This is a genomic window from Bacillus cereus group sp. N11, from assembly GCF_016483605.1.
Taxonomy (GTDB): Bacteria; Bacillota; Bacilli; order Bacillales; family Bacillaceae_G; genus Bacillus_A; species Bacillus_A toyonensis.
This window is the reverse complement of sequence record NZ_JAEHBN010000007.1, coordinates 184,159-203,692: the sequence shown is the minus strand read 5'-3', so window position 1 is coordinate 203,692 and position 19,534 is coordinate 184,159. Positions and strand designations below refer to the sequence as shown.

The following is a 19,534-nucleotide window of genomic DNA, read 5'->3' as shown; positions in this document are numbered from 1 at the left end:
TTCCCGTCCTATCTACCTTAAATTTTAATTTTTATATTCATGAATAAATATTTATGTTTTATAGACTATTTTTTGTTTCGATCCAAACAAAATGGTTATTTAGCAAGCGTTCACTTCTATTCTTTATGTAGTATGTTTGATTCATTTTTTCATGATACATAATGTCGAACAGAAAAACCCCTTCCATTGCGAAGGGGCTATTATCATACGGCTACGCCTACTGATAAACACCATCATCATTTTAACAACTTTCGTATGAATTTTAAAGCACTTTTTGTAGAAGAGTAACGAATTTTCATATCGAATGCCGTAGATTGGGCTAAAATGCTTTTATAATGTGAAAAAGTCCGAAAACTTTCTTCCCCATGATAACTACCTAATCCACTACTTCCAACGCCCCCAAAAGGTAAATATGGCGTTGCAAGATGATAGACAACATCATTAATACACCCTCCGCCATATGAAATATTACTCGTCACTTTCTTTTGCACTTCTTTATTTTCAGAAAATACATATAGCGCTAACGGCTTCGGATGTTGCTGAATTGTGCCAATAACATCTTCTATTTTGTCATACTCTATAATCGGTAAAATCGGACCAAAAATTTCATCTTCCATAACAGCATCTTGCCACGTGATATCTGTTACTATTGTCGGCTCAATATGTAATGTATCTTTTTTATAGTTCCCGCCAATTACGACTTGACCATCTTGTAAGAATCGACATAATCGTTCAAAATGACGCTCGCTCACAATTTTTACGTAATTATCATTGTTCAGTGGCTCTTTTCCATACTGCTCCGTAATTTCATGTCTTAACGCCTCGATTAACTGTTCTTTCACGGAAGAATGAACGTACATATAATCTGGTGCTACACATGTCTGCCCTGCATTTAAAAACTTACCCCAAACAATCCGCCTTGCTGTCACATCTATTTTTGCATCTTTATGTACAATACATGGGCTTTTTCCGCCAAGTTCTAACGTAAGCGGCGTTAACTCTTTGGCTGCTGCTTCCATCACAACTTTTCCAACACCAACACTACCTGTAAAGAAAATATAATCAAACCTTTCCTTTAACAATGCCGTACTCTCTTCTATACCGCCTTCTATTACCGCTACAAGCTCTTCTTGGAATAATCCCTCTAACATTCTCGTAAGCACTTTTGAAACGTTAGGCGTTAACTCTGACGGCTTTAAAACAACTGTATTCCCAGCTGCCAGCGCTCCTACTAGAGGTGCAATTGCTAACTGAAACGGATAGTTCCATGGCGCAATAATAAGCGTCACACCATACGGTTCTGGTACTACCTTCCCCTTCGATCCGAAATGAGTTAATGCTGTTCGAACTCGCTTCGGTTTACTCCACGATGACATATGTTTCAATTGAAAAGAAATTTCTTTTAATACATATCCCACTTCCGTTGTAAACGACTCATGAACTGACTTATTTAAATCTAATTTCAATGCTTGAAATATCTCTTCTTCAAAACGCTGAATTCCATCATAAAGCTTTTTTAAATTATTTTTTCTTGTTTCTATACTTCTCGTATATCCATTATAAAAATATTGCTTTTGTTTATTTACAATAGAAGAAATGCTCATCTATTCACCTTCTCCCACTATTTTTATCCAATTCTTTCATTATTTATATAGAACTTTTTTACTCGTAAAATTACATTATATATAATTTTTTCTTTTATATAAAATTCATTGCTCACAAAAAAACTACCGAAAGAAAATCTCTCGGTAGTTTTACGGTATTAACGGTATAAACGAACAGCACCTGCAGAATTATCATCAGCTTGTCCTACTACTTCAAACTTCAGACCAAGCTTCGGTAAAATACGTCCTGCATCTGGAATCTGTTGATTAATATACGTTTTCGAATCATCAAACTTCGGTACACCAGCTAAGCCATTGTACGTATACGTTCCACGCGTTGGAGATACAACTTGCCAAGCTGGCGTTTTGTCGAATGAGAACGCCGCATCAGCGATTTGGAATCGTGTACTACTTTCAACTGTTGGCTTACCATTTAAAGTTCCTACAATTGCTTCTGGATGAGAATCAACTACACCAAGGAAACCGTGTCCTGGATGTACACCAACCCAGTTATCTGTGTAAGCTGAATCTGCATACCATACAACCATACCAGTGTTATATTCTGGACCGCGAGCAAATTTCAAAGCGTTATCTGAACCAGCATAGTTTCTCCACTCTACATAGTAATTATGGTTTTTCTTCTCTGTTCCGTTAGAAACAGCAAAACCATCTAATTTGAATTGTGGTGTACCTTCTGCATCATCAGAGAATACTACTTTACCATCTACTGTTAATGAAGCATTATCAAGTAGGAAACCATTTAATGCTAAACCACCATCAGTAATGTAATCAAATGTTAATTTTACTTTCTTATCTTTGAATTGACTTAAATCATATGATTTGTCAATCCATTTTCCATTTGTCGAGTCTGCATTTCCACTATTTGCTTTCTCGCCAAGTCTTTCAAGTAACGTTTGTTGTCCATCTTCTGTTACAGCGTGTACTTCAAGGAAATCATACTCTGCCTCGATTTCATATAGTGACTTGAAATCGAATTTCGCATTCGTTGCATTCGTTAAATCGAACAGCGGCGTTTCCAACTTCGTATGAAGATCGTCACCTTTTGTGCTGTAATAGTATTGTTTACCAAATGCTGGCGCAATTGTTTTTATATCTTTATCTGGTAAGTTAACACGAATCATACCTGGTCGGTTAGATTTCGTAACACTTTGGTCTAAATATGTTGCTAGACCAATACCTTTATTTAATTTCTCGTAATCTACTTCTACGATATTTGCCCAGTTACCACCGATTGTTTTTTGGAAAAACTCTTTATTTTGTGGTGATAAACTTGTTGGCGTTGTTCCAGCGATTTTACCAGCCCAGCTTCCGCCACTCATAATAGACCAAGCTTGAATTGGCTCACCAGCACCGCTATATTGCGTATCATACTCATCTGGAAGACCTAAATCATGACCATATTCATGTGCGAATACACCAACCGCGCCGTCTTCTGGTTCAATTGTGTAGTCGAATGCTGCCATCTTTCCGCCCCAATATGGAACTTTCGCTTGCGTACCTTCAATTGCGAACGGCTTTGGTCCAACTGTCCAGCGATGTGACCAAATTGCATCATCACCTAATTTACCACCGCCAGCTTCTTGTCCAACACCCGCATGAATAATCATTAAGTGATCGATTAAACCATCCGGTTGATTTTGATTTCCATCACCATTTACATCGTATTGATCGAACTGATCAAACTGTGATAAATCAAGACCGCTATCTACAGCTGCTTTTAATGCATCTTTTACTAGATCACGTGGTCCTTTTGGTCCTTTATTATCATGACCTGTAGCAGCATCTGCACCGTAATCAGCAGCTTTACCAGGAACTGTTAACCATTTTGTAACTGTTCCGTCCACTGTGTAACTACCACCGGATTGCTCTTCGTAATATTGTTTAAACGTTTCGATTTTGCTTCCATCCTCTAATGCGAATGGCTCATCACCGAATAACATTTTTTCATAGTGTTCTTTGTTAAAGTCTTCCGAATACATATAACCAGGTTCTTTATCAATGTTGTTATGTTTAAAGTCAGCGTACTCTACAAGTAAAACAAGTACTTTATCTTTACGAACATCGCCGTTATATGCTTTTTGTTTTGCTGGAGAAGTTGGTACTTTACCATTTAATCCGCCTTTAACTGGGCCTGTCGCTGCAGGTGTCCCTGTTGCTGGCTGATTTAGTTTTTCTTTCGTGTCTGCTTTCGCATCTTTCACTTTCTTTAAAAAGTCTGATGCTTCTTTCGTAAGTTGATCCCCATTCGTTGCTTCTTTCCCAGGATTTTCACCCTTTTTGTTCTCTACATACTTTTCGACAGCTTTCTTTGTTTCTTTCTCTGAAGCTGACGAATCAATTACCCCACGCTTTTTCAGTGCATCTGCTAAACGCTCTTCTGGAATTAAATGGTCATCAACTGGGCTCGTAGCTGCTTTATTCCCAGGCGTTTCAGCGTACACAGACTGAGTGCCCGCGCTAAATGAAAGACCTAATACAGCTGTCAAAGCAATTGATGATAATACTTTGAATGGTTTCTTGTTCATCCCTTATTTCCTCCCCTAATAAATAATATGTATTACAATTTGAATTTTATTAAAAATTCAATATTTTTTCAATATTTAGTTATATTATGTAATTTTTTTAATATATTTGTAAAAATTTCATAGTTAGTATACGGATATATCACAATTCAACAATGTTTTCTGAAAATATTGAAAGTTTTTATCGAACAATTTATAATTATTTCCATCGAGGGAGTTTAATGGGGATTTTATCTTTGTTTTACCTACACAATATTTGATAATTCGATACATAAAATAAAAAATTCGGTTTTATTATCATTTATTCTGTAGCAGCAGTTATGACCGATAATTAGGGAGGAATTACAATTGTACAAAGATAAGACGGACACACTGGATCAAGAATGGATTGATTTAATACTTGAAGCTCTAGATGCTGGTATCGCCCTACAAGATATCGAACACTTTTTCCAACGTATGAAGCCATCAAGTCAAGCTCAATAGCCTTGTTCTTTTTAACGAAGTTTATGTTATAATAATGACATCATAAGACGACGACATATTGATAGAAAGGTGCGCAAACATGATTGGAGAACGTATAAAACGCCTTCGTTTACAAAAAGGTATTTCATTAACTGAACTTGCCGAAAAAGCTGGTGTTGCTAAATCTTACATTAGTTCTATAGAACGAAATTTACAAAAAAACCCTTCCATTCAGTTTCTTGAAAAAATCGCAGCAGTTCTACAAATTCCAGTTGATACTTTACTTCATGACGAAACAGAAAAGGAAGCTCGCCTAGACTCCGAATGGACACAGCTCGTTAAAGACGCAATGAACTCTGGTGTCTCTAAAGAACAGTTTCGTGAATTTCTTGAATTTACACAGTGGAAGAAAAATCAAAAATAATATATAAAAAGGAGTGCTTAAAAACTGGCACTTCTTTTTCTTTATAAAAAAAAGCGGGGGATACCCGCTTTTTTTTATTTTTCTTCCCCAGCTTCTTGGTTAGCATTGAATGTCCACTCTAAATTCAATGTATCACCTTGGAATTTATTTTGGTCTTGACCATTATCTTCGAATACAAATTGTACCCATAGATAATCCTCTGTACCAGCTTCTAATCCACCTTTTTCTCCCCACTCAGGAGCAAAGATGTCTTTAGCTAAAAGATCTGGATCCGCATTTTGTAAGTCTGCTAAAGTTGTTTCATATACAGGCTCACTTTGTTTATCCCAGTTCCAAATAAATTTTACTTTAATGTGCTTGCCAAAGTCTTCCCCAGCATTATCATTTTTTGCATCTTTCACAGTATACTTTGTTGCTAATTTAACGTCTTTAATTGTTAACGAACCATCGTTCTTTAGTAAGAACTCTTTCTTAACAGAATCCCCTGGTTTTAAATCTTTAATATCCACAAGCGTTTTAGGGTTTAATGTAAGATCTAACGTCCCAGCTGCAAATGTATTATTTGATACTTCTTTATCGCTAAAGAATGCAAACGTTCCTCCACCAATTAAAGATAACCCCAATGCTGCTGATGCAACTCCCATACCTAATTTCTTTTTCAGACTCACAATCAATTCCCCCTAGCTGTTTTTTGTATTTTTACATTGCTATCTCTTATATAAATTAAGAGATGTAAATAAAACTATATTAGCGATGCTAATATTTGTTCTTTTTCAAAAACCTTAAGTTCATTATAACGAACAAACTTATGTAAATACAACAACATTTTTTAGTATTTTCAATTATTTTTATTTCTCAATATTGTTTTGATTTTTCAGAAAATAATATATGCTACTTTATACTAATTTATAACTTTTTTCACACGCAAATACATTTCATATTATAAGAAAAAAGAAAGACAAAGAGGTGAGGGCTAACGTCCCCTCACACTCATATAAACATTATTCGTTTTGCTTATTCGCTCGTTATCTCTTGCACCACATTCTTGTTTTCCAGCTGTTTCACTAAAGCAGTTACCCCGCTTTTATCTGTTTCTATTTTTTCTATTTTTTCTGTTCCTCTGCTTTCTTCTGCTCTTCTAGCTTTTTCTGTTCTTCTACTTTCTTTTGTTCTTCTTCCTTCTTTTGTTCTTCTTCCTTCTTTTGTTCTTCTGCTTTCTTCTGTTCTTCTACTTTCTTCTGTTCTTCTACTTTCTTTTGTTCTTCTGCTTTCTTCTGTTCTTCTACTTTCTTTTGTTCTTCTACTTTCTTTTGTTCTTCTGCTTTCTTCTGTTCTTCTACTTTCTTTTGTTCTTCTGCTTTCTTCTGTTCTTCTACTTTCTTTTGTCCTTCCGCTTCAAGTGCAACGTTTAATTGTTGCTGTAGAGCCTGAATTTGCTCATCAATAGCTTTCAAACTAACTTCTTTCTCAATATAATCTCGCTTCTCTTTTATAATCTGAAAGCCTTCATTCACATATAAGGCTACTTTTTGAATCGACTCATCTTTAGTTACTTTTAATTCTTCCTGTATTTGGTTGTAAGGAGCTTCTATTTCAGTATATACATTTTGCAAGGCTTCCTTCTCAGAAATAATTTTCTCACGACCTTGTTGCCATACAGAAATTGCCTGTTTTATTTCTTCAATAGAAGTTACTTTCAGTTTCCCCTTCATTGTTCCATACTCATGCTCAATAAACTTTTTATGTTGCTCAGCCTGTTCTTTTAATGTAGTAACTGTTTTCGGAAATATAATTGCTGTAGAAATACTCGCTTCTACTTTCGTTTCATGAATGAATGCCGCTTCTGTATGCGTCATAACTTGAGATCCTAAATAAAACGTAATAGAGCACATACACGGCAATATAAGCATCTTTTTTAAATTACGTGGTCTTTTCAGCATCTTAATCTCTCCCATCGAACATTCCGTTCTTTATACAGAACATTATCTTTATTATAATAAAGAACTATATAAAATGATAGCTATATACTAGAAAAATAGAAAAAGGGCTATCCATATGATAGCCCTTTTTTATTATTATCTTTCTTCACCTGCTGTTTGTTGTGCATCAAACGTCCAATTTAATTGTAACTTATCGCCTTGGAATTGATTTTGATCTTTCCCATTATCAACGAACTCAAATTTCACTTTGAATTTATCAGATTTACCTGCAGAAATACCTTTTTCATCCCAGAACCAAGCAGCTAAATCATTATCTACGGCTGTAAGTGTGTCACCCTTCAATTTATCTAATGTAGTTTGTTTCACAATTGTCTCATGCTTATCTACATTTTTTAAGAATGTTACTTTAATATGTTTACCAAAATCATCTTTATTATCTTTCTTTACATCTTCTACATTATAATCTGTTTTCAGTAGAACCTTTTTAATATTTAAGGAGCCTTTATTTTCTAGTTTAAATTCTTTTTCAATTGTATCACCAGGTTTTAAATTCGATACATTAACAACTGTTGATGGATTTAATGCTAAATCAAGTGTACCAGCCGCAAATGTATTGTTTGACACTTCTTTATCACTGAAAAACGCAAATGTTCCTCCACCAACTAATGCTGCTCCTAGTACTGCTGATGTGATACCCATTCCTAACTTTTTCTTTAAAGTCATGTCCATATCCCCTTAATATATATATATTTGTTAACTTCCTAAACGGAAAGTATAACCAAACGAACTAGACGGATTGTTCTACTTTTTTATCTTTCTTTTCTCCGTCAATGCTACGAATAGCGCCAAAAATAGAAATCGCGGAATAACCAAGTAAAAAGACGCCTGGAATAATAAGAAGTAATGCTGCTCCCGCTTTTGAATTCGCATAATTCAGTAAATAACCAACGTACGGAACTGTAATATCTGCATATTTCCCAACTACATTTTCTGCAAGTACTGGTTCTAAATCTGGTCCGTTGTTGTTATCTCCTTTTGTTTCATACATTACTTTTCCATTTGTATCTTTCACACCGATAATACGGTGAGTGATAATTTTTTGATCTTTCTCTTTAAAGGTAATAACATCACCTTTTTCATATTTAGAACCATCTTTCTTTGGCTCTATTGCAATGATTGATCCTGTTAAAAACGTCGGTTCCATCGATCCTGAAAGAACGCTCTTAAACTGATATCCCATCACTGTCGGATCCCCACCGCTCGCTTTTGAAGAAATGACTACAAAAGCTAAGAAAACCATCAATGCAAATAAAACAAATGAGATCGCGTTGCTAATTATCTTCCAAATTAATTTCATCGTCTCTCTCCCTCTCCGTTGTTTTATATTATTTGAAGTATGCAATGCTTCTTTCGTTCTTTAACAAGAACACAAGTAAATGATATAACGAACTTTGAGTTATTGCAATAAGAAAATTTACAATTATTAGTTAAACTTCTTTTCCGTATATAAAAAAGACTGTGACAAAATCTCTTCACAGTCCTCATGCTTTTTTTACTTTTCTTCTGATTTTATTCCTTGTCTATTATGGCGCACCACAGCATATATAATGACTCCAACTAATACAATCGCACCTATCCCAATACTTATCACTTTCACATTTGACTCTTTTATTTCAGGCTCAATTGTATCCTTTTTAGGCATCGCAAAAGTAACATCTTCTTTTGAAAGAACATTTATCGTCGCAATTGTTTGATTATTTTTCGTAATATCGACTGCACCAACTACCTCACCACGATGGATTCCCTTATGATACAAAGAGTCTTTATCTAATGAAGCGGCCCGAAAAATAGTTTTCACATTTTTCCCTTCATCTTTCTTAAGCACAAGCTCTGCACTTTTTTCAAGTTCGCTATCAATATCTTTATTTAAATACGTTGTCTTTTGATGCCAACTATGTTTATCTAGCACCGTTTGTTTCGTAAATTGCCCAAAAGAATATTCCGCCATCTGCTTTAAATCCTCATAGATTTCAGGTCTTTGAGAAGCCATTACTACATTTATAATACGATTTCCATCTTTCTCATTTAATAAAACGAGCGTATTACGTGCCTCATTCGTAAACCCCGTCTTACCGCCGATACTATATGGGTTCTCAAAATAAATAGATTTATTAAAAATAGACACCGTCTGCCTAGATGTAGTAACTGTCGTTCTTTTCGTATTCATCGCTTGCAAAATTTCAGGATACTTTTGCACACCTCTCGTAATCATAGCGATATCATACGGCGTCGTATAATGGTTCGGATCATGCAGTCCATTTGGTGTTACAAAGTGACTATCTGTAGCACCTAGCTGTTTTGCCTTTTCATTCATCATATTAGCAAAATTCTCAACACTTCCACCAATATGCTCTGCAATCGCATACGACACATCATTCGCACTTAACACCATTAAAATCATAAGCGCGGTATTTCTATTCACCGTCTCACCGGGTTGAAACTCAATTTGATAATTGCTCTTCTCTTGATCTAATGCTAATTGCGAAAATGTAAACTGATCCTCTGGCTTCGTATGCTCCATTAACAAAATCGCTGTTAACACTTTCGTCACACTAGCTGGATACGCACGATGATGTGCATTTTTGTCACACAACAAATCACCTGTTTTCGCATCAATCGTAGCTGCAAACTGACTAAAAACATTTGGCCCTTCCTTAGGTGGTGGTGCCACTTGCTCCGGATTCACTCCAATATTCGTCTCAGCACGCAACGTCATAGGTGTCAATAAAAACAAACTAATAACTGTAATAAAAACCAAAATTTTCTTGAAATTTACCATATGACTCTCCCTTTTCACTTTACTCCTACAAATAAAAAATGAATCTACCAATCTATATGTAATTTGTATTAAATTGGAAGAAAAATCACTATTTTTTACTATATCATATTTTTACGATAAAGGACATAATTATACAATAAAAATAAGAAGGAATTACTCTTTCTTATCCTTCTCATCAATTAACGAATCTATTAACTTCTGACTTGCTTCCTCAGGCGTAATCTCATCCGTCATCCCCATAAATGACCAACCTTTAGAATCGACCCACTCAACAAGCTCTTGCAAAAACTCATCATGCGTAACATCTACATCAAGAATCGAGCCATTAATCGAAATCGTTCTATTTCTAGAAACGCGCATCTTGAACGTTTTTCTTACCATTACAATAATTCTCCCTCTACTCTTGAATATTTATAAAGTTAAACTTTAATCCGTGGGGGTTTTCTTCATCCCCCACGGATTATTAGCCTTCACCAATCGGGCTTTTACGGGCAGTTGATCTCCCACCTAACTTCTTTGCTTTCGCTGAATTTTGAGCGGGGATCTTACTGCCCGTTAATGCGGGGTAAAATAATCTTGTATCTCTGTTATACATGATTTTAAGTAAATTGTAAAAAGGATATATTGGCCAATTTGAATATTGAAAGTGAAAATCTCTTATTCTACATAGCCATCACACGTTATACAATTTGTCATACATTACTAAATGCATCCGTATAAAAACAACACAACTTACATTTTATCACATCAAATACACTTTGCTTTCGTACAATTAAATGGAATATATTAAAAACACTAAAAATGAGGAGGAACTCTATGGCACGTTGTACATATTGTAAGACGAAGTGGAAAATAAAAGATGTATGGTCGTTACTCATGTCATTTGAAAAAGATTGTCCGTATTGTTTTGGAAGGCAATATCTTTCTAACGATACCTTTCATCATGCTAATGCTGCTTTACCTTTGCTATTCTTATGTCCTTTACTTGTTGATTTAAGCGATGAAAACCCTTTGGATAAATATCGTAAATAATATAACCTCTACATTTAAAACCTACTTTCTATTCAGTTTCCTTCTTATTAATTATTCCTTTATTCACTTCTAGCATGATTGTACAAGATCCATCTTTAAAAACTTCCTGTGTAAATATTGTAAAATTTCAGTTAATTATATATAATTGCTTTAGCATTATTATTAAAGATGCTATTACATAAGTATTTTTGAAGATCCCGTAGCTCAGCAGGGAGAGCGCCACCTTGACAGGGTGGAGGTCGTGAGTTCGAGCCTCTCCGGGGTCATATCCTTTTGTATCAACTGTTGATAATTTCATATTTTGAGCAAAACTAACGGTGAGTACCGCTCAAGTTTTGATCGAAACTCCTCCTTTAACTCTAAATGAGAATGAAGGAGTTTTTTTTATGTCTTTAACATACTTCACAGAAAAAGAAATCGTAAAAAAACGACAACCCCACAAACGGAAAACTAGCAAAATTTCAAAAGAATATTCTGTTGAACGCGTATTCGAAAGATTTATTGATAGTAAAGTAAAACAGAATTCACGCCCCAAAATCATTGAATCAATTCCTTCTTATGTTTAATAGTATAAAAGCATTTCATGGAACAGAAAATGCTCAAATATTCTATATGACCGATATTACAACAAATTTTATTTATGACTGGGTTTATTGATTAAAAAATGAATGTGTATGCTTTGATGGCCATATTTACGTGTATCAAGATACAGAAATAGGAATCAGAACAATGGAGCGCTATGTAGAAATGGGGCTGTTAGAAGATGCAAGTTTGGTAGCGTAAATTCTCAAGGAAACAAGATGCTGTGATTTACTGCATGTAATAAAATTGTTTGATTTTCAATCCGCTGAGCAAATTGAACATATCTCACGAGGTAACCCAAGCACTTACTCAGCACAATGGTATACAACGGTCTATGTTTAACATAGGCCCATTTTTTAGAAGGAGTAATTGCTATGATCGACGTATATATAATGCAACCATTCGATAAAAGGGAATTTGCCAAAACAGAAATTTTATTGACTTCGGAAGTGACTGAAATATTGAGGATTTCAATGGCTCGTATGAATGCGCTATTGAAAAAGGGACAAATTAAACCCATCAGACGGACGAAAGGCACGAGTATATTTCTACGTGAAGAATGGTTAAAGGATATGGAATGAAGGTACAAATCTATAATTGAAGATGTTAAAAAATCGTATCATCAAAAAATTAAAGAAAATGTTAATGAGACTTTATCAGGCTTAGCATGATGAAAAACGAACTATAGTATTGGTTCGTTTTTTATTATGCACTTTTGCATACAGGATTATTTTCTCTTGTAAATAGGTAATAGTAGTATATAATAAAAATAATATTTTACCAATAAAAGGTAACAAGGAAGGTGGGATAAGTACATACCCAAAACGTATTAACAGATTTATTCTATGTAAATCATGATACATATATGGAATCAAAACTATGGAATTTTATGTAGAGATTAGATTACTACACGACACAAGATTACTAGCGAATACACTCGAGGAAAACAGTGTTCGATTAGATTCATGTTATAAAACTACTTAATGTGATATCTATTGAACGAATTGAGAATATACTTAGGAGGAATTTCAAGTGAAAACATTTGGTAAAGTATTATTAACAGGAGCTTTAGCTTTGGGCGGTTTCACGGTTATGAACATTGATACAACTAAAGCACATGCCGACGGAGCAAGCGAGTTCTGTCGTTATATCTGTGGACCTAGCGAAACGGTGAATGGTGTTACAGTTCAAGTACACGCTACGGAGTACCGATTTGGGCAAAACGTAATTGCAAGAATTACAAATGACCGAACTGAGGATATTCATTACAATGTCAGCATCGAAAAGAAATATGGAGATAGCTGGGGAGAATATGATACTTTCTTCAATTGGAAAAATCAATGGGTTCCAGCTGGAAGTAATGATGAAATTTCTACTTTCACAGGATATGGCGAAGATATTGGAGATAATGGAACATACCGTTACAAAATTGAAATTGTAAGCGCTGATGGTTCTGTAGATACAATTTACACAGCAGGAATGACAGTTATAGGAAGAGGAGAATAATCATGAAAAAATAAGCTTTTCGGAGTTTATTTTTTTATATATAAAATTGAATATTAATATTCAGAAATGGATAGGTAGGGAACGAAACAGTCCCTACCTATTTTATAAATTCCACGTATTTACCTAATGGTGCATATGTGTTTATGATCCTACCTCTTCTTTTTCTATCGTTTGCAACATAAGGTTTTCTAAATTATCAACGCTTTCTAAATTGACAATACATTCTTTTATATTTATTTATATACATTTTACAACAATAAAGAACTACATAGATTAACCATGTAGTTCTTTGTAAATATAAGTCCCAAAAATGAATGGGCTAATCTTATTTCTTCCCTAACTTAATTGCCTTTTTTATATTACTAAATGCACCTTTACCATATAATAATACACCACCTCGGTAAACACGGCTCGTTAAACCAATCATCATACATATTGTTGCTAATAGAATCGCTAATGTAAGAGCAATCTCCCATACTGGGATATTGAGGAATCCAATTCGTACGAGCATAACAATAGGAGTAAAGAAAGGTATATAACTAGTAATGGTAACAACCGTACTGCTTGGATTTGACATTCCATAAAGTGCGATATACAAAGCAGCAATTAACATAAACATCAGTGGCATAACAGCTTGAGAAGATTCCTCTATACGACTAATAATAGAGCCGAGTAGACAAGATAATGAGCCATATAATAAGAATCCTAATGTGAAGAATAGAATCCCATACGCCACTAGAGTAGGAGCAACAGAATTTAAATCAATACTATTTAAAATATCATTTTTCGATTCATTAATTGCTATTTTATACCCAACAGTTGCGACCAAGCCCCAAATTATCATTTGTGTAATACCTGCCAATAATGTTGAGAATAGCTTCGCATATAAATGTTTTGTAGGCGAAATACTTGAAACAACTAACTCCATTACACGAGAAGATTTTTCTGTTGCAACATCTGTAGCTAATTGTGCAGCATACAATAATATCATTAAATAATTTAGCATGATAAAGGTATTAATTAAAATTCCTACACCCTCTGTATGTTCTCCATCTTTAACCTTATCTGAAACAGTTTTGGTATGAATTTCTACTGGCGTCGTTAACACCTTTAATTCATCTTGCGATAGATTCAATTGCTGAGCGAAATTAGAAGATTGTATTTGAGATAAAATCGTTTGGACCTTGCTAACATCTTGCTGATTTACATCTGTCTCAGTTATATACGTAGCCTTTAGTTGTTTATTACCCAATTCCTCTACAACAATTGCATATGTATAATCACCATGTTTAACGCCCGATTCTGCTTTTTGTTTATCCATACTATATTTAACATGTAATTTACTATCTACGTTTTTAAACACTTGATGAATAGTTGTATATAATTCTTCTTTTTCTGTAACAATGACAACTTGCTCTTCCTCGTTACCTGCAAAATAGTCATAAATCTTGTCAAAATTCATCATTCCTATAATTAACATAGAAATTATGATTGTAATAGCAATATATGATTTAGCTTTTACCTTAGATTTATAGTTTTGTAAAAAAATCGTCCAGAAACTATTCATGCTGTGCACCTACTTTCTCAATAAAGATGTCATTTAATGTAGGTTCTTCTACTGCGAACTTTTTAACATACCCTAATTTCGTTATCTCTTTAAATAAAACATGCGAAACTTCTTCATATGAAATTTTAAGAGTAACTGCATTCTTACGTTTCTTCATACTTTCTACACCTTTTATTTCTTTCAAATGGTCAAAGTCATGATCGCCAACGATTACAACATTCTTTTTACCAAAGTCACTTTTAATTTTGGCAATGTCTCCTTGAACAACAGGTACTCCTTTGTGCATGATACAAATGTGTTGGCATAATTCTTCCACATGTTCCATACGATGTGAACTAAAAAGAATCGAAGACCCTTGTTTTTGCATATCAAGAACAGCTTCTTTTAACATTTCAACATTTACTGGATCTAAACCACTAAATGGTTCATCTAAAATTAAGAGTTCAGGCTTATGTATAATCGCTGTTATCAGCTGAATTTTTTGCTGATTCCCTTTTGAAAGTTCTCCTACCTTTTTGTTCAGATACTCAGTTATATTAAAACGCTCCAGCCAATAGTGCAGTTCTTTTTCTGCATCTTTACTTTTCATATTCTTTAATTTTGCAAAAAAGTTAACTTGTTCTTTGACAGTCATTTTCGCATAAAGACCACGTTCTTCTGGTAAATACCCAATCTTATCTGTAACATCATAATTTATAGGTTTACCATTCCATGAAATGGTTCCGCTTGATTTCGATAAAAGTCCAAGTATCATTCGAAATGTAGTCGTTTTACCTGCTCCATTCCCGCCCAAGAATCCAAATATTTCACCTTTCGATATCTCGATATTCAAATTATTCACTGCAACATACTCGTCAAATTTCTTTGTTAAATCTTTAATTAGTAAACTCATTCTCCACAACCTTAATTCCCAAGATGATTTATTTATACAATTGTATATCCATAGTCAACCACAATATTTTGCCCTCTAATGGCATCACTTTTATCAGACATTAAAAATAAGATGACATTTGTAACATCTGAAATTCCGACAAATCTTCTATATGGTATCTTCTTTAATAACTTATTTCCCTCAAAGGACTTCAAATAGCTTTCGTTATTATCGTTTATAATATAGGACGATGGCACACAATTCACTGTAATATCTCATTTTTTATGCTTCAAAAATGAGATATTACCAACAAATGTTATATTTCGCATTATAAGGTTAGCATAAGATTTAAAATAATTAATATGCAATTTTGCATATTTTAGCACTCCTAATTATTTACATAGTGTTGAACACCTTTATTTAGAGAAGTCCTCACATTCACTGAAAACACGAATTTGTTCATCAATACTTTTTCTTTAATTTTTCATGGGAGAACTGAAATTAATTAGTAACCCTGTTAAACACCTAAATATTATAATTAAACTAACTAATCTTCCTCTAATAAATTGTTGTCTTATTTAACTTCACAATTCAGCAGGCATAGTCACAACATCTTCGTACACTTCCTCATTAAAACTGAAAGAAAACTAATTAAAATCTGGTCCAAAAATTTTACTTTTCTACATTACAGGATCTGCCTAAGAAAACATAGAATACAGTATCTCCCCTGTTACAACTAGCTTTATGTTATATATTTATAAAAATTTTTAGAATGGATATCGTGAGTTCAAACCTCTCCAGGTTCATAAAAAAGAGACACCATATCACCCTACTACGCGATATGATGTCTCTTTTTTATGTAAGTCAATCACTTCCCACCAAACATCTTCTCCAAAGCCTTAGCATTCGCAAACAATACTTCTTTCAAGTTATCGTCAGCAACGATTTTATAGTCCCCATCTTTGTTTTTCTTTAAGTTCAATGTAACTTCGCGTGTTGCCATTATTGCATCTTTATCTGATAAATGTTTAATGATAGCTGATGTCATTGTTTTTTCGATTGCTTTTTCAGATTGCTCTTTATCTTCGCTAAAGGCACTAGCGAAGGCCATTGGCATAACTTCTCCCATTGCTTTCGTTACGGCAACAGATAGATCAGCAGATGTAATTTTCACTTTCACTTCTGCTTTGTCATCTGTTTTTGATACTTCTTCTAGTTTTTCAAATTTAAAGTTTTTCGTAATTGCGCTTAGCATTTCTTTTGCTTCAGCATCATCTGTTTTTTCATTTAGTTTATTAAATTCCTTGTCACTTTCAACGAATGTACGAGCCTTCTCTACATCCCCTTTTTGTATTGCTGTTAAAAATTCTTTAGCAGTATCTTTCGGGTTTGCACATCCTGCTAGAACACCAACTGTTAACCCTATTACCATCATTAGTAGCAATAATTTCTTTACCTTTTTCACGTTCATTCTCCTCTTACCTTTTCTTTTCTAGTAAGCCATCACTATACAACAGTATAAAACTTACATTACAAACATTTTTTAATATAACATTTATACGATTTGTTTTCTATTCTTTCCCAAAAGATGAAGAGCCTTGTAGCATTTCTACAAGGCTCTTTATCTTTTAATCCGTATCCGTAGCACAAATTAACCACATTTTATGCTCCTTACTATCTAATACCATCCAAATAGCATCCCATGCAACATCGTAAAACCAGTCTGTCCAAGGGCGGTAACTTTCAAACACTTTAATATCTTCGTATCGATCTTGGAACATATATTGGCATACATTAATCGCTAATTGCTTCGCAGCAACCGGTCGTTCTTGAAATGCTTCATACGCTCCGCCCCACAAAATTTGAGTGGCAATGCTACCATCAAGCATGACTGCCTGATGCTCTTTAAAACGAAACTTATATTTATCTGATGTATGTATTTTTAATTCTTCTAAGTTATTGATTATATCTAAAGAGTTGCAGATTCTTCTGAAAAAGTGCTCGTGTCCATCTTCTCCATGTGGTATTTCTTTGAAAAAGTTTTCGTTATGTACTTTAAAACAGCTTATAACCGCTCCACCATTTAAGTTTTGTTTCTTATATGTATTTATAATTTGTTCAATAGATACATGGTTTGTTTCTATTTTTTCAAACGTTCCTGCTCTCCATCTCATAACGCCACTACTCTCTATTAAAGATTTGTTACTTCATTATAAATATCAAAATAAAACCCAGCAACTTTAAAATTGCTGGGTTATCCCTTATTCATATTCGAAACAATAATAACAATTACGCTAAGTACATCATGCCCCGCTACCATCCACATACTCCTATCAAAAATCATCAATGATAACCAAAGCGATATATTAATAGCAGCAAATAATACATATAAAATGAAATCTCTCTTTTGTAGTGCTTCTCTATTCATCAAAATATAAATGAAACCGATAGGAGGCAGAATAAAGCAAAGGAAAAAGACAAATATTTTTCTTAACGACCACGGATATGAAGCTATTGTCTGCATATGAGTCTCCTTTTCTATTATAGTACTTGCTTTAGCATCGGCCTTGCTATTCTATATTCGTCACCATAAGGTTCCTTTATGATTAAAGGCGATTGATCATCTTTTTTTCTTCAATCATTGTGAATACTTCTGTTTCTTCTTGTAATGTATTAGATTCACTATTTTTAGTAGGTGCTTTACTTGCTTCAATTTTCTTTGTCACTTCTCCGAGCCTTTGCCCGACTTCTTCTACTTGAGCAGGTTCATCCGTAACGTAGTATTCTTGGTCCTCCCATACTAATATAGGTGGTACTTGTTCTCGTTTGTTACATATTATATAAGTAATACTAGCTATAAGTAGTAGACTTGTTAATAAAAAGAAGATAGCTTTTTTATTCATATACTATTCTCCTTTTCTATTATTTTATTGGATTATACAATATAGCTTCCATGTAGTAAATGGTTTTTGTGGTAATTTTTAGGTTTTTATACAAAAAGAAAAACCTTACAAAAAGTAAGGTTTCATTTTTAAAATTTATAATGATTGAGTAATTAATACAATCATTACGATGATCGCTATAAACATAACAACTAAACAGCCAATCATTTTATAAAATCCTCGTTTCGTTAACGTCCCGCCTTGAACGTCTTTACGAATGAATAGGAACACCGCTAAAAATAAAACGATCCCCATACCAAAAGCATACATCATTTGCATATGTTAATCTTCCTTTCTCTCTTCCATCTTAATATCTTTTTGCCAAAACAACAAATGAGATAAAGACGGTACTCATTGTAAGTGCCATAAGTATATTTAATAGTTCAACCGCAGATAGTGTCATTACTTTTAAATTTAAGCCGATAGAGAAAAGGAGATAATACGCTGTTAATGCAAAAAAACTGAAGAACATCCCTTTATAACGAATGAGTTTCATTCGCTCATCTTTTTCTTTAAATTGCGGGTGTAAGTAACTTAAGCAGAAACACATAATCATCATTGCTAGTAACGTATAAGTAGGACTTGGTGGTGCTGAATGTGTCATTATACCTGCTAGTATCATAAATCCACTCATAATTAAAAAGATAATTCCCATAATAACAAAGTACTTTTGTGAATCATTCATCCTTTCTCCCCCTCTTCTTTTCCTTCATAAATAAATACATGTTCTATCGTTGTTTGAAATGTTTTCGCTATTTCAAATGCTAATGGAAGTGATGGATCATATTTCCCTTTTTCAATTGAAATGATGGTTTGTCTGGAAACTCCAAGTTTCTCAGCCAATTTTTCTTGAGATAGTCCAAATTTTTTTCGATATTCGACCATTTTATTTTCCAAGGAAATTTCTCCCTCCTCCCTTATATCGAGTATATATGTAAAGGAAACTTTACGTCAAGTTTCCTTTACATATATTTCAGTTTGTTTCACGCTATTTATCCCGTATTAGCAGGCAGTAAGACTCCCACCTCAAAATTCAGTGAATGCGAGGAATTTAGGTGGGAAATAACTGCCCGATTGGTGAAGACTAATAATCAGTGGTGGATGGACAAACCCCACACTGATTAAAGTTTCACTTTATTATAGAAGAAACTTTTTCAATTTCAGCACGTCTATTTTGTAATGCAACATGGAACATATATCCGTTACTATATCCCTTCTCCAT

Annotated in this window: 23 protein-coding genes, 1 tRNA gene and 1 pseudogene; 7 read left to right on the top strand and 18 right to left on the bottom strand. The window is 33.9% G+C overall.

What is annotated here, in order from left to right:
• Positions 1-236: 236 nt before the first annotated feature.
• Both JDS98_RS13835 and inhA1 read right to left on the bottom strand, forming a co-directional pair.
• Positions 237-1,604 (bottom strand): aldehyde dehydrogenase, encoded by a 1,368-nt coding sequence (locus tag JDS98_RS13835; RefSeq protein WP_199633986.1) that lies wholly within the window; start codon positions 1,602-1,604, stop codon positions 237-239.
• A 158-nt stretch (positions 1,605-1,762) separates the two neighbouring features.
• The gene (gene inhA1 / locus JDS98_RS13830; RefSeq protein ID WP_199633985.1) at positions 1,763-4,150 is read right to left on the bottom strand and encodes a M6 family metalloprotease immune inhibitor InhA1; all 2,388 of its coding nucleotides are present in this window, start codon (positions 4,148-4,150) and stop codon (positions 1,763-1,765) included.
• A 345-nt stretch (positions 4,151-4,495) separates the two neighbouring features.
• On the opposite strand from inhA1, the gene JDS98_RS13825 reads away from it, so the two are divergent.
• Positions 4,496-4,630 (top strand): anti-repressor SinI family protein, encoded by a 135-nt coding sequence (locus JDS98_RS13825; RefSeq protein ID WP_000276222.1) that lies wholly within the window; start codon positions 4,496-4,498, stop codon positions 4,628-4,630.
• A 79-nt stretch (positions 4,631-4,709) separates the two neighbouring features.
• Entirely contained in the window at positions 4,710-5,033 is a 324-nt protein-coding gene (locus JDS98_RS13820; protein WP_000578873.1) for a helix-turn-helix domain-containing protein, read from the top strand.
• A gap of 74 nt (positions 5,034-5,107) precedes the next feature.
• Here JDS98_RS13820 and calY read toward each other — a convergent pair whose 3' ends face one another.
• The 6 genes from calY to JDS98_RS13790 all read right to left on the bottom strand — a co-directional run bounded on the left by calY (position 5,108) and on the right by JDS98_RS13790 (position 10,193).
• On the bottom strand, positions 5,108-5,701 hold the full coding sequence (gene calY, locus JDS98_RS13815; protein WP_000053720.1) for a biofilm matrix protein CalY: 594 nt from the start codon (positions 5,699-5,701) through the stop codon (positions 5,108-5,110).
• Positions 5,702-6,136: 435 nt separating this feature from the next.
• The gene (locus JDS98_RS13810) at positions 6,137-6,973 is read right to left on the bottom strand and encodes a DUF4047 domain-containing protein (RefSeq protein WP_199633984.1); all 837 of its coding nucleotides are present in this window, start codon (positions 6,971-6,973) and stop codon (positions 6,137-6,139) included.
• A 135-nt stretch (positions 6,974-7,108) separates the two neighbouring features.
• Positions 7,109-7,696, bottom strand: coding sequence for a CalY family protein (locus tag JDS98_RS13805; RefSeq protein ID WP_000172853.1), 588 nt, complete (start codon positions 7,694-7,696; stop codon positions 7,109-7,111).
• A gap of 64 nt (positions 7,697-7,760) precedes the next feature.
• Positions 7,761-8,330, bottom strand: a complete 570-nt coding sequence (gene sipW, locus JDS98_RS13800) for a signal peptidase I SipW (RefSeq protein WP_000767788.1) — start codon at positions 8,328-8,330, stop codon at positions 7,761-7,763.
• A gap of 195 nt (positions 8,331-8,525) precedes the next feature.
• The gene (locus tag JDS98_RS13795) at positions 8,526-9,812 is read right to left on the bottom strand and encodes a D-alanyl-D-alanine carboxypeptidase family protein (RefSeq protein ID WP_199633983.1); all 1,287 of its coding nucleotides are present in this window, start codon (positions 9,810-9,812) and stop codon (positions 8,526-8,528) included.
• A gap of 153 nt (positions 9,813-9,965) precedes the next feature.
• A complete protein-coding gene (locus tag JDS98_RS13790) occupies positions 9,966-10,193 on the bottom strand; it encodes a hypothetical protein (protein ID WP_000251867.1) in 228 nt (75 codons plus the stop codon).
• 435 nt (positions 10,194-10,628) lie between these two features.
• Here JDS98_RS13790 and JDS98_RS13785 point away from each other — a divergent pair, with 435 nt between their 5' ends.
• The 5 genes from JDS98_RS13785 (at position 10,629) to JDS98_RS13765 (ending at position 12,932) form a co-directional block, all read left to right on the top strand.
• The gene (locus tag JDS98_RS13785; RefSeq protein ID WP_097957220.1) at positions 10,629-10,844 is read left to right on the top strand and encodes a hypothetical protein; all 216 of its coding nucleotides are present in this window, start codon (positions 10,629-10,631) and stop codon (positions 10,842-10,844) included.
• 193 nt (positions 10,845-11,037) lie between these two features.
• Positions 11,038-11,110 (top strand) — tRNA-Val (locus tag JDS98_RS13780).
• A 120-nt stretch (positions 11,111-11,230) separates the two neighbouring features.
• Positions 11,231-11,410, top strand: a complete 180-nt coding sequence (locus JDS98_RS13775) for a hypothetical protein (RefSeq protein ID WP_016108044.1) — start codon at positions 11,231-11,233, stop codon at positions 11,408-11,410.
• 390 nt (positions 11,411-11,800) lie between these two features.
• Positions 11,801-12,007 carry a hypothetical protein gene (locus tag JDS98_RS13770; RefSeq protein WP_000568080.1) on the top strand — a complete coding sequence of 69 codons (207 nt, stop codon included), beginning with the start codon at positions 11,801-11,803 and terminating at the stop codon, positions 12,005-12,007.
• A gap of 451 nt (positions 12,008-12,458) precedes the next feature.
• Complete coding sequence (locus JDS98_RS13765) at positions 12,459-12,932, top strand: hypothetical protein (protein ID WP_098138274.1); 474 nt, start codon at positions 12,459-12,461, stop codon at positions 12,930-12,932.
• 325 nt (positions 12,933-13,257) lie between these two features.
• Here JDS98_RS13765 and JDS98_RS13760 read toward each other — a convergent pair whose 3' ends face one another.
• From JDS98_RS13760 to JDS98_RS13715, 10 genes and pseudogenes are all read right to left on the bottom strand, one after another.
• Positions 13,258-14,499 carry an ABC transporter permease gene (locus tag JDS98_RS13760; RefSeq protein WP_199633982.1) on the bottom strand — a complete coding sequence of 414 codons (1,242 nt, stop codon included), beginning with the start codon at positions 14,497-14,499 and terminating at the stop codon, positions 13,258-13,260.
• Positions 14,492-15,391 (bottom strand): ABC transporter ATP-binding protein, encoded by a 900-nt coding sequence (locus tag JDS98_RS13755; protein WP_098138276.1) that lies wholly within the window; start codon positions 15,389-15,391, stop codon positions 14,492-14,494. Before JDS98_RS13755 ends, JDS98_RS13760 begins: the two co-directional genes overlap by 8 nt.
• A 32-nt stretch (positions 15,392-15,423) precedes the next feature.
• A complete protein-coding gene (locus JDS98_RS13750) occupies positions 15,424-15,636 on the bottom strand; it encodes an SDR family oxidoreductase (RefSeq protein WP_255258382.1) in 213 nt (70 codons plus the stop codon).
• A gap of 602 nt (positions 15,637-16,238) precedes the next feature.
• Positions 16,239-16,835: a DUF4878 domain-containing protein gene (locus tag JDS98_RS13745; RefSeq protein WP_141523546.1), complete on the bottom strand. Its 597-nt coding sequence runs from the start codon at positions 16,833-16,835 to the stop codon at positions 16,239-16,241.
• A 163-nt stretch (positions 16,836-16,998) separates the two neighbouring features.
• Complete coding sequence (locus JDS98_RS13740) at positions 16,999-17,544, bottom strand: hypothetical protein (protein ID WP_098711119.1); 546 nt, start codon at positions 17,542-17,544, stop codon at positions 16,999-17,001.
• 80 nt (positions 17,545-17,624) lie between these two features.
• Positions 17,625-17,894, bottom strand: a complete 270-nt coding sequence (locus JDS98_RS13735; protein ID WP_001193096.1) for a hypothetical protein — start codon at positions 17,892-17,894, stop codon at positions 17,625-17,627.
• A gap of 17 nt (positions 17,895-17,911) precedes the next feature.
• Positions 17,912-18,273 (bottom strand): annotated as a pseudogene (locus tag JDS98_RS13730) (hypothetical protein).
• A gap of 135 nt (positions 18,274-18,408) precedes the next feature.
• Positions 18,409-18,591, bottom strand: coding sequence for a DUF3976 domain-containing protein (locus tag JDS98_RS13725; protein ID WP_001178305.1), 183 nt, complete (start codon positions 18,589-18,591; stop codon positions 18,409-18,411).
• A gap of 28 nt (positions 18,592-18,619) precedes the next feature.
• The gene (locus tag JDS98_RS13720; RefSeq protein ID WP_001000065.1) at positions 18,620-18,997 is read right to left on the bottom strand and encodes a hypothetical protein; all 378 of its coding nucleotides are present in this window, start codon (positions 18,995-18,997) and stop codon (positions 18,620-18,622) included.
• Positions 18,994-19,209: a helix-turn-helix transcriptional regulator gene (locus JDS98_RS13715; RefSeq protein WP_000428507.1), complete on the bottom strand. Its 216-nt coding sequence runs from the start codon at positions 19,207-19,209 to the stop codon at positions 18,994-18,996. The genes JDS98_RS13720 and JDS98_RS13715 overlap by 4 nt, the downstream gene beginning before the upstream one ends.
• Positions 19,210-19,534: the final 325 nt, after the last annotated feature.

What these genes read in the sequence shown, in the direction of transcription:
- JDS98_RS13805 (WP_000172853.1), bottom strand. Translation starts at nt 7,696, where the DNA reads ATGACTTTAAAGAAAAAGTTAGGAATGGGTATCACATCAGCAGTACTA.
- JDS98_RS13790 (WP_000251867.1), bottom strand. Translation starts at nt 10,193, where the DNA reads ATGGTAAGAAAAACGTTCAAGATGCGCGTTTCTAGAAATAGAACGATT.
- JDS98_RS13770 (WP_000568080.1), top strand. Translation starts at nt 11,801, where the DNA reads ATGATCGACGTATATATAATGCAACCATTCGATAAAAGGGAATTTGCC.
- JDS98_RS13775 (WP_016108044.1), top strand. Translation starts at nt 11,231, where the DNA reads ATGTCTTTAACATACTTCACAGAAAAAGAAATCGTAAAAAAACGACAA.
- JDS98_RS13795 (WP_199633983.1), bottom strand. Translation starts at nt 9,812, where the DNA reads ATGGTAAATTTCAAGAAAATTTTGGTTTTTATTACAGTTATTAGTTTG.
- JDS98_RS13835 (WP_199633986.1), bottom strand. Translation starts at nt 1,604, where the DNA reads ATGAGCATTTCTTCTATTGTAAATAAACAAAAGCAATATTTTTATAAT.
- JDS98_RS13810 (WP_199633984.1), bottom strand. Translation starts at nt 6,973, where the DNA reads ATGCTGAAAAGACCACGTAATTTAAAAAAGATGCTTATATTGCCGTGT.
- JDS98_RS13725 (WP_001178305.1), bottom strand. Translation starts at nt 18,591, where the DNA reads ATGCAAATGATGTATGCTTTTGGTATGGGGATCGTTTTATTTTTAGCG.
- JDS98_RS13740 (WP_098711119.1), bottom strand. Translation starts at nt 17,544, where the DNA reads ATGAGATGGAGAGCAGGAACGTTTGAAAAAATAGAAACAAACCATGTA.
- JDS98_RS13735 (WP_001193096.1), bottom strand. Translation starts at nt 17,894, where the DNA reads ATGCAGACAATAGCTTCATATCCGTGGTCGTTAAGAAAAATATTTGTC.
- sipW (WP_000767788.1), bottom strand. Translation starts at nt 8,330, where the DNA reads ATGAAATTAATTTGGAAGATAATTAGCAACGCGATCTCATTTGTTTTA.
- JDS98_RS13755 (WP_098138276.1), bottom strand. Translation starts at nt 15,391, where the DNA reads ATGAGTTTACTAATTAAAGATTTAACAAAGAAATTTGACGAGTATGTT.
- JDS98_RS13785 (WP_097957220.1), top strand. Translation starts at nt 10,629, where the DNA reads ATGGCACGTTGTACATATTGTAAGACGAAGTGGAAAATAAAAGATGTA.
- JDS98_RS13760 (WP_199633982.1), bottom strand. Translation starts at nt 14,499, where the DNA reads ATGAATAGTTTCTGGACGATTTTTTTACAAAACTATAAATCTAAGGTA.
- inhA1 (WP_199633985.1), bottom strand. Translation starts at nt 4,150, where the DNA reads ATGAACAAGAAACCATTCAAAGTATTATCATCAATTGCTTTGACAGCT.
- JDS98_RS13820 (WP_000578873.1), top strand. Translation starts at nt 4,710, where the DNA reads ATGATTGGAGAACGTATAAAACGCCTTCGTTTACAAAAAGGTATTTCA.
- JDS98_RS13720 (WP_001000065.1), bottom strand. Translation starts at nt 18,997, where the DNA reads ATGAATGATTCACAAAAGTACTTTGTTATTATGGGAATTATCTTTTTA.